9 protein-coding genes and 1 pseudogene are annotated in these 9,283 nt (G+C 45.9%); 7 read left to right on the forward strand and 3 right to left on the reverse strand.

Features of this window, described 5'->3' with window-relative positions:
* Positions 1 to 75 precede the first annotated feature (75 nt).
* From DW830_RS10610 to DW830_RS10620, 3 genes are all read left to right on the forward strand, one after another.
* A complete protein-coding gene (locus DW830_RS10610; RefSeq protein ID WP_119249865.1) occupies positions 76 to 801 on the forward strand; it encodes a hypothetical protein in 726 nt (241 codons plus the stop codon).
* A 120-nt stretch (positions 802 to 921) separates the two neighbouring features.
* Positions 922 to 2,361 carry a sensor histidine kinase gene (locus DW830_RS10615; RefSeq protein WP_147487253.1) on the forward strand — a complete coding sequence of 480 codons (1,440 nt, stop codon included), beginning with the start codon at positions 922 to 924 and terminating at the stop codon, positions 2,359 to 2,361.
* Between the two features lie 9 nt (positions 2,362 to 2,370).
* A complete protein-coding gene (locus DW830_RS10620) occupies positions 2,371 to 3,102 on the forward strand; it encodes a response regulator transcription factor (protein ID WP_119249867.1) in 732 nt (243 codons plus the stop codon).
* A gap of 24 nt (positions 3,103 to 3,126) precedes the next feature.
* Here DW830_RS10620 and DW830_RS10625 read toward each other — a convergent pair whose 3' ends face one another.
* Positions 3,127 to 3,729, reverse strand: a complete 603-nt coding sequence (locus DW830_RS10625) for a hypothetical protein (protein ID WP_119249868.1) — start codon at positions 3,727 to 3,729, stop codon at positions 3,127 to 3,129.
* Between the two features lie 20 nt (positions 3,730 to 3,749).
* On the reverse strand, positions 3,750 to 4,028 hold the full coding sequence (locus tag DW830_RS10630; protein WP_119249869.1) for a xenobiotic reductase B: 279 nt from the start codon (positions 4,026 to 4,028) through the stop codon (positions 3,750 to 3,752).
* Positions 4,029 to 4,262: 234 nt separating this feature from the next.
* Between DW830_RS10630 and DW830_RS10635 the strand changes: the two genes are divergently transcribed.
* Together DW830_RS10635 and DW830_RS10640 are read left to right on the forward strand one after the other, a co-directional pair.
* On the forward strand, positions 4,263 to 5,453 hold the full coding sequence (locus tag DW830_RS10635) for a glycerate kinase (RefSeq protein ID WP_119249870.1): 1,191 nt from the start codon (positions 4,263 to 4,265) through the stop codon (positions 5,451 to 5,453).
* 116 nt (positions 5,454 to 5,569) lie between these two features.
* Entirely contained in the window at positions 5,570 to 6,202 is a 633-nt protein-coding gene (locus tag DW830_RS10640) for an HAD family hydrolase (RefSeq protein ID WP_119249871.1), read from the forward strand.
* 332 nt (positions 6,203 to 6,534) lie between these two features.
* On the opposite strand, the gene ettA is transcribed toward DW830_RS10640, so the two are convergent.
* A complete protein-coding gene (gene ettA, locus DW830_RS10645) occupies positions 6,535 to 8,232 on the reverse strand; it encodes an energy-dependent translational throttle protein EttA (RefSeq protein WP_006847047.1) in 1,698 nt (565 codons plus the stop codon).
* A gap of 173 nt (positions 8,233 to 8,405) precedes the next feature.
* On the opposite strand from ettA, the gene DW830_RS10650 reads away from it, so the two are divergent.
* Entirely contained in the window at positions 8,406 to 9,059 is a 654-nt protein-coding gene (locus tag DW830_RS10650; RefSeq protein ID WP_119249872.1) for an MgtC/SapB family protein, read from the forward strand.
* A 128-nt stretch (positions 9,060 to 9,187) separates the two neighbouring features.
* Positions 9,188 to 9,283, forward strand: a pseudogene (locus DW830_RS17120) (IS982 family transposase); the annotation flags it as partial.

Raw genomic sequence — 9,283 nt, forward strand, 5'->3', positions numbered from 1 at the left:
ATTTAGTCTTATCAAATCAGAAATAATTTCCTGAAAAGTATCTTACTTATCTTCTTTTTTATTACTTTTGCAAGCATGAAAGAGAAACGAAGAATATTCATATTGGCAGTTGTGGCTTGCTTTTGTACATTGGTAATGCAAGCACAGGAAGTGAAGAGTGTTTCTTTGGATTCCATTCCGAAGGCATCTTTACCTAAGGAAGGTATGTCGTTGGAATATTCTCGTCCTTCGCTCGGTGGATTTCCTGTACTTCAAGGCAAATCTTATTACTCTGAATCGAATGCACCTTGGATGTCGGAAGAAGGAAAACCTTTGGAGATTGCGCCGAATGCAATACCTCATATTTCTCTTCCTTTCCCGAATTTGGGTACGATGGCGGTATATTCTTCGGGTATTGAAGTCCCAGGACTGATGAATAGGCAGACTGCAGGGGTTGTTTATCAACAAAACTTCGGGCGTTTTGTTTTTTCTCCTTATGTCGGGATAGAAAAGATAAACACGGGAGTATATGGATTTGGCAATCTCACCAAAGCTTCTTTTGGTGGACGAATGGCTTATCAAGTAAACGACTGGCTCACAGTGGGATTCTATGGACAATATGTTCCAACGAAAACCTCTGACCCTCGAAGCGTCATCATGTCTCCTTTCAATCCCAAGAGCAGCTATGGTGGCTTCATGGAAGTGATGTTCAATCAACATTGGGGGATAGGAGCCAAGATGGGACGAGAGTTTGCGCCACAAAAGAATGGTAAATGGGGATGGAAGAATACCACGGAGGTTTATCCGATTTTCAGAAAATGAGTATTTAATTCATCTGGAAAAATCTTTAATAAAGGAAAGAATGAAGTTACATCTTAAATACATAGTTACGCTCGTCATCACGGCTCTGGTCTGCATCTTCGCATATCAGGCCTATTGCTCGTGGGTCTTTATCAGTCTCAGGAAAAAGAGGTTGAAGCGAAAATCAAGGGTGGAATGGAGTACGCTCACTTCATGGAGATGAAGAAGCGAATCATACGATTGCGCAATGATGATAAAGGACCTCATAGACAACTGACGGGTGCTGTTGCCTTTTCTATGGATGAAGACGATGATATAGATCAAAAGGTAAAGGTGAAAAAGGTTCGTGGAGGAAAAATCGTTCAGTCTGTTCAAACAACTTTTACCAAGCAAGAGAAGCGTAGTGAAGATGACAAGGACCAGGAATTGATGATGATGATGTCGGGCAAGCTGGCAACTATGGTGCAACAAGCGCTGTTTGGCAAATTGAATGAAATTGCCAAACCTGACATCAATGACTATGACAGTGCATGGGTTGCCAAGATGCTTTCAGACAGTTTGTTGGTGGGCAATAATGCTCATCCACTTCCGCATCAGATTCAGCTTTTTGCAGGAAAGAAGGTTTTGGCGAAAGTGACGACGAAGGGGTTTGTGCCTTCCGCCAATGCCAAGCAATACCAATATGTGGTTTGTAATGAGGGGGAGGCGAATGAGGAGAAATATGTCCTCACCCTAGAGCCGCTTACGATGACTGTGCTCAGCCAGATGGCAGGCATCCTTGCCACATCGCTCTTCATCATGCTTATCCTGGCTTTCGTCTTCTGGTTCCTGATTCATACGATGCTCAAGCAGAAGACGCTTGATGAGATGAAGAGTGATTTTACCAATAATATCACGCACGAATTGAAGACTCCGATAGCCGTAGCCTATGCTGCCACCGACTCCCTGCTGAACTACGGAATGCTCCAGCATCCTGATAAGGCGCGCAAGTATCTCACCATCGCCCAGGAGCAGTTGCAGACGCTCAGCGGATTGGTGGAACAGATTCTGTCGATGAGTATGGAACGACGGAAATCGATGCTTCTCAATATCGTGGAAGTTCCAATGAAGGAGGTGATTGAACCATTAATCTCCCAGCATCAGCTGAAAGTGAAATCAGGAGAAAGAACGGATAAAAAGGTGAGTATTTCATTGTCCGTAGAACCGGAAAATCTGGTGGTTCATGCCGACCGGATGCATTTCTCAAACATCGTGAGCAATCTCATAGACAATGCTATCAAGTATTCTGAAGATAGCGTGAAGATAGAAATCAAGGCTTGCCAAAAAGCCGAGGATGAAGTGCTGGTTTCCGTATCTGATAATGGAATCGGTATTGCCCACGATAAATTGCCATATATTTTCGACAAGTTCTATCGGGTGACGGATGGCAATAAATATACGGTCAAGGGCTATGGTCTCGGGCTTTTCTATGTCAAGAGCCTGATGGATAAAATGGGCGGTTCTGTTTCCGTAGAAAGCGAGCCGGGAAAAGGAAGCTGCTTCACCCTGTATTTCCTTAAAGGCAAAAAAGTAAAAAGGTAAAAAGAAGCAATGAATAAGATAAAAGTATTACTGGTAGAAGACGAAACATCCTTGGCGATGATTCTGAGCGACACCTTGGAGGCGCAGGGCTTCGAGATGCGCACGGCGCATGATGGCGAAGAGGGGCTTCGTATGTTTGCAGAACAGAAGCCTGATGTGCTGGTTGCGGATGTGATGATGCCCAAAATGGATGGTTTCGAGATGGTGCGCCGTATCCGCAAGACGGATTCCCGTACTCCTGTGCTTTTCCTCACGGCTCGTTCGGCGGTGAATGATGTGGTAGAGGGATTTGAATTGGGTGGCAATGATTATCTGAAGAAGCCGTTTGCCATCCAGGAGCTCATTGTCCGTATCAAGTCGCTTTGTCATCGGGCTTCTGCAGGAAATATTTCTTCTGAAGAACAGGAAGGGGGGAATGTTTCTCCTGATAATCCGAATGCTGCTGATCAATGGCTCTCCATCGGTCGTTATCGCCTGAATGTTACCAGTCAAATTCTGCAGTTGGATGGTAAAGATACAGAACTGTCACATCGTGAATCAGAAATCCTTCGCATGCTTGTGGAGAGCAAGAACAATGTGGTAGAGAGCAAGGATATTCTCCTGCAACTCTGGGGCGATGACAGCTTCTTCAATTCCCGCAGTCTCCATGTTTTCATCACCAAGCTCCGCCACAAGTTATCTGCCGATGAAAATATCAGAATCATCAATGTGAGGGGAATTGGGTATAAAATGATTTGCTAGAATCTTGTAAAAGAACTATTCTTCCTATCCATCAACAAGCGCATCGAATGCTTCTTTGAAGTATTTGTCGAACCACTCGGCTGGGTGATCTGTTATCTGATGCTTGCCTGATTTCTCGATGTGAATGGCAACAATGTCGCCAAAATCGGAAGTGCCATCAATGAAAAGAATGTTTTCAAAAAGTGGTAGAGAGGCTCTTACTCGTTTGATGCCTTCCGTGAAGTTATATTCTATCACGTCTTGGTTTACATTATGACCGCCCAATATATGGCGTTGGTCAACACGAGTGGAGGAGTCGATAATATGAGATAGACCGAAATATATCAAACAAATCTTATAGTTTGCATTTTTGAAATCTTTGATAAGATTGACAGGTAAATCTGAGGAGAAATTAGTTTCAAAGGCATAATTTTTCTTTAATAGGATAGCTTCGTCTTTCTCTTTCATTAGTGTGGAGATAACGGTTCCTTCTACCCACGAATCTTTCCAGTCTGGATGTTCCTTACGAAGTTTCATGGCAAGTTGATCTCCATCAAATGCTTTTACACTTGAATAGAATGGGCCAAGTTTGCTTTTTCCTGCTCCGTTTGGCCCTGCAATAATGGTGAATTCTAGTCGTCGTGTCATAGTTGCAATTTTTTTGAGGATTATGCATGGAGCAAGTAGCTCATTTTCCCCTTTCCTGGAGCTGCTACTTGCTGGATAACAGTATATTTTCTAGTATTTACATCAAAAGTCACTTCATCATCACTTCCGTCAGGATTAGCTAGAAAAACTTTTTTCCCCTCAAAATACGGCACGGAAAAACCTTTCGCCCACGCTTCCAGGTAGATTCGTTCCACCTCATCGTGTACGGCATTGTTGATTTCCCGAATCGTCTTGCCATTCGAGAGTCGCCAACCTTCTATTTCTTCATATTTGCACATAAGCCTTTAACCTTTAGAAAACCTTTGAAAAATCTACTGCAAAAATACGAGGAATCTTTTTAATAGCCAAATATTTTAACCTCTTTTTTCTATCAGCTCTTATCAGAAGCATCTGTTTTTGAAAGTTTTTCCCAAAAAGGTTTGTGGTTTCAGGAATAATGGCTAATTTTGCGGGCTGAAAGGGGAATCGCTTGATAGGCGATGATTCTTGGAATGATATAATATAAATAGGATATGGATAGGAAAAATGATGGCCTCAGACTGATGGATGGGGCTGGATATAAGAAGATAATAATAGCTTGCGACTCTTATAAGGGTTGCCTTACGAGCAGAGAGGTGAATGAGGCGATTGCTTCGGGATTAAAGGTATGGAATGCGGATGATGCTTCTCCCGAAAAGAAGAATTTGCATTCAGAAGATGCTTCTCCCGAAATCATTACTCTGGAAATGAGTGATGGGGGAGAGGGAATGCTCGATGCTTTTCTCTCGGCGATGAAGGGAGAGCGGGTGAGGATTCATGCCCATGATGCGCTGATGCGATGGATTGAGGCGGAATACGGAATCGTGGATGATACGGCGATTATCGAGATTGCGCAGACCGCTGGACTGGCTCTGATTGAGCCCGAACAGCGCAACCCGATGAAGGCTACTTCCTGGGGTGTGGGCGAGATGATTATGAATGCCTGGCACCGTGGTGTGCGCCATTTCATCGTGGGATTGGGCGGAAGTGCCACATCCGATTGCGGCATCGGAATGCTCAAGGCAATGGGCGATGAATGGAAGAAAATCCGACAGGAATGCAGCTTCGTGCTGGCTTCGGATGTTACCAATCCGCTTTGTGGTGAAAACGGGGCGGCTTATGTTTTTGCGCCTCAGAAGGGAGCTGACGCTAAGATGGTGCAGATGCTGGATGATAGAGCTAGGAAGTTTGCCGAGGTTAGTGCCAAGCATTTCGGATATGATAGGAGTAAGATTCCAGGAGCTGGTGCGGCTGGAGGACTGGGCTATGCTTTCCTGCAATATTTCAATGCTGAGGCTCGTCCTGGGGCAGACCTTCTCTTGGATGAGATAGGTTTTGATACGCTCATCCTGGATGCTGATCTCGTGATTACGGGCGAGGGACATAGCGACCGTCAGACCTTGATGGGGAAGTTGCCGCAAAGGATTCTGGAGCATGTTCTGAAGTGTAAGGAATCGGATAAAAGCCATGTTGCCTGTTCGCAGCTTGCCGGAGATTTCAAATCCCCGGAATCTTCGTTCCCCCTTGTGTGGCTCGTGTCAGGTGGCGTAAGCGACAGACAGGCTATGCTGGATGCTGGCTTTGATAGAGTTATTCAGGTTACTCCGGATAGTATGCTTTTGGAAGAGGCGTTGAATCCCGATGTAGCTCGTAACAATATCATCAAGGCGATAAAGAACAAATAAAACAACAGAACTTTCGCATGTGTTTCAAGATGGGTTGAAAGCTCAAAAGTTCCTGCAAAACTCTCGCCCAGAAAGGGTGTGCTGTTCGAACCTTGCGAAATTTAAACAAGAAAATAATGAAGTATATAATTTTTGATTTTGATGGAACCATCGGCGATTCGCAGAGTCTCATCGTGAAGACTTTGCAGGATACGATGCGGGCAAGAAAACTGGAAGTGAAATCGGAGGAGGCTTGCGCCAAGACCATCGGTCTTCGATTGGATGAGGCTTTTGTCTCGCTCTACGGAATGAGCGATGAGGAGGGGCTGGCGTGTGCGGCAACCTATCGCGAAATTTTTCTGGATAACAAGAAGACGATGATTGTGCAACCCTTCCCTCATGTGATAGATACTCTGAGAGAGTTGCATCGTCGGGGCTATATTCTGGGTATGGCTAGCAGTCGCAACCATTGCTCGCTCGATGGATACGTGAAGCAGCTGCAGCTGGAGGATATCTTCTCTTCCATTGTGGCAGGCGATGATGTGGAGCATGCGAAGCCGGCACCCGATATGGTCTTCAAGGCATTGGGAGAGATGAAAGGAACTATTGATGAAACCCTCGTTGTAGGCGATATGAACTTCGATGTGGATATGGCTCACCATGCTGGGTGCAAGGCCTGTGCCGTAACCTATGGAAACGGAACCCGAGAGCAGTTGGCTTCTGCAGAATTTATCATTGATGATTTTGCAGAACTCCTGGGACTGGTCTGAAATTTATTCTGAACTATCGTATGTGAGGAAGTTAAAGAAAGTTAGAGAAGTAAGAGAGAAGTAATTTTCTTACTTTTAAGATAATTAGTTTACAAAGCAATAAAGACATTAAAAAGCCCTTAAGGGAAAATTTTTCTCCCCTTAAGGAAAAATAAATTTTCCCTTAAGGATTTTTATATTTATCCTTAAGGGAAAAAATGAAACCTCTACTTCTCCTATTTTCGGGCGTTAACTCAGAAAAATCAGAAGGTAGAATTATATTTACGTTTGCATTTACATTTGCATTTACGTTTGTATTTGCATTTACGTTTGCATTTATATAGAATAGGTGACTATTCCTCCATCAACTTGCGATAGCGACCCTTCTTGATCTCTGTATCGCCCAGGCGGCGTGCCTTGTTGATTTCATATTCCGAATAGCTGCCCTCGAAGAAGAAGACCTCACCGTTGCCCTCGAAGGCAAGAATGTGGGTACAGATTCGGTCGAGGAACCAGCGGTCGTGACTGATAACCACAGCACAACCGGCAAATGCTTCCAAACCTTCCTCCAAGGCACGCAGTGTGTTCACGTCGATATCGTTGGTAGGCTCATCGAGAAGCAATACGTTGCCTTCCTGCTTCAATGCCAAAGCCAACTGCAAGCGGTTGCGCTCACCACCTGAGAGAACGCTGCAGAGCTTGCTCTGGTCGGTGCCCGAGAAGTTGAAACGGCTGATGTAAGCACGTGCGTTCACGTCTCTGCCACCCAGACGCAAGGTCTCGTTGCCCTGAGAAATCACCTCGTAAACGGTCTTCTGCGGGTCGATGTCCTTGTGCTGCTGGTCCACATAAGCCAGCTTCACGGTCTCACCCACCTCGAATGTTCCGCCATCTGCCTGATCCAAGCCCATGATGAGGCGGAAGAGGGTAGTCTTGCCGGCTCCGTTAGGACCAATCACACCTACGATGCCGTTAGGAGGAAGCATGAAGTTGAGGTCGTTGAAGAGCACCTTCTCGCCGAACGCCTTCTTTACATGCTGTGCCTCGATAACCTTGTTGCCCAGACGAGGACCGTTAGGGATGAAGATTTCCAGCTTCTCCTCACGCTCCTTCTGCTCCTGGTTGAGCATCTGCTCGTAAGAGTTCAGACGAGCCTTACCCTTAGCCTGACGTGCCTTAGGCGCCATGCGAACCCATTCCAACTCGCGCTCCAATGTCTTGCGGCGCTTAGAGGCAGTCTTCTCCTCCTGAATCATTCGCTTGGTCTTCTGGTCGAGCCAAGAAGAGTAGTTGCCCTTCCATGGAATACCCTCGCCACGGTCCAATTCAAGAATCCACTCGCTCACGTCGTCGAGGAAGTAGCGGTCGTGGGTTACGGCGATTACGGTACCCTCATACTGCTGCAGGTGCTGCTCCAGCCAGTCGATGCTCTCAGCATCCAGGTGGTTGGTAGGCTCATCGAGCAGGAGCACATCCGGCTTCTGCAGGAGCAGGCGGCAGAGAGCCACACGGCGGCGCTCACCACCCGAGAGATTGGTAACAGGCCAATCGCCAGGAGGACAGTGCAGGGCAGCCATCGCACGCTCCAGCTTGGAGTCGATATTCCAGGCATCGGTAGCATCGATGATGTCCTGCACCTCAGCCTGGCGCTGCATCAGCTTGTCCATTTTATCAGGGTCTCCGTAATATTCTTCGAGACCGAACTTATTGTTGATGTCCTCGTATTCAGCGAGTGCATCATAGATTTTCTGCACACCCTCCATCACGTTTTCCTTCACGGTCTTGTTCTCGTCGAGCGGAGGATCCTGAGGCAAGTAGCCCACAGAGTAGCCTGGGCTCCAAACCACCTCACCCTGGGTAGGTTGCTCAAGTCCTGCGATGATTTTCATCAACGTAGATTTACCGGCACCGTTCAAACCGATGATGCCGATTTTTGCTCCGTAGAAGAACGATAGGTAGATGTTCTTCAGAATCTGTTTCTGGTTTTGTGGGATAATCTTAGATACGCCCACCATTGAGAAGATGATCTTCTTGTCGTCAACTGTTGCCATATATATTATTAAATAATGTGTATTTGTGAATAAATAGAGTAAATTGCCGAAATTGGCACTAACAGTTGCAAAGATACATTATTTTTTTGAAATTCTCGCCTTTCTTTCCAAGAAAAGTTGTATATTTGCAATTAAATGATTTTTTGTTGATTAATTAAAGAAAGGACAATGATATGGATGCAACCTATATAGACCTTACCATCCGCCTCTCGCTTGCGCTGGTTCTGGGTGGAGCGATAGGAATAGAGCGTGAATACCGTGCCAAGGAGGCAGGTTTCCGCACCCACTTCCTGGTGGCCCTGGGTAGTGCGCTGTTCTGTGTGGTTTCGCAGTATGGATTCGGAGTGGATCTGAAGGATTCCTCGCGTGTGGCGGCGCAGGTGGTTTCGGGCATTGGATTCCTGGGCGCCGGTACCATCATTTTCCAAAAGAATGTGGTGAGAGGATTGACTACGGCGGCTGGCTTGTGGGTGACGGCGGCCATCGGATTGGCGTGCGGTACGGGAATGTATGTTGCGGCGGCTCTTACCACGGTGATGGTGCTGCTGGGACTGGAGGTGCTGAACTATTGGATTCCGCCATTGGGAACCACTACCGTTGAGCTGAATTTCTCTGCCCCGTCTCGTGAGAGCGTGAAGGATTTCATCAAGCAAATCAAGCAGAAAGGAATGGAGGTGCATTCCTACGAACTGAAAGAGCGCCGGTTATCCAAGGAGGAATTCCTGGAGGCGAATATCGAAGTGAAGGCGAAGAAGGATTTCCATACTCTGGAGATTCTTGACCTGATGAACGATTTCTCGGATGTCACGATTTCGGCGATAAAATAGAAATCCTACGATAAGTATCTACCTCAGTTCGGGATAAGAAATAGTGCCTAAAAAAGTTGGTAATCTCCGATATTTTTGTATCTTTGTAGGTGAAATCCAATTAGTTACAAACATAAAAAGATATCATTATGGAGATTACCAAGGACAAAGTTACAGAATTATTTTGTATTATTGATGAATTTTACAAAGTTTTTGATGCTGAAAATGCAGGAAAATTGCTTTTG

The sequence above is a fragment of the Prevotella sp. AM34-19LB genome, from assembly GCF_003468525.1.
Lineage (GTDB): Bacteria > Bacteroidota > Bacteroidia > Bacteroidales > Bacteroidaceae > Prevotella.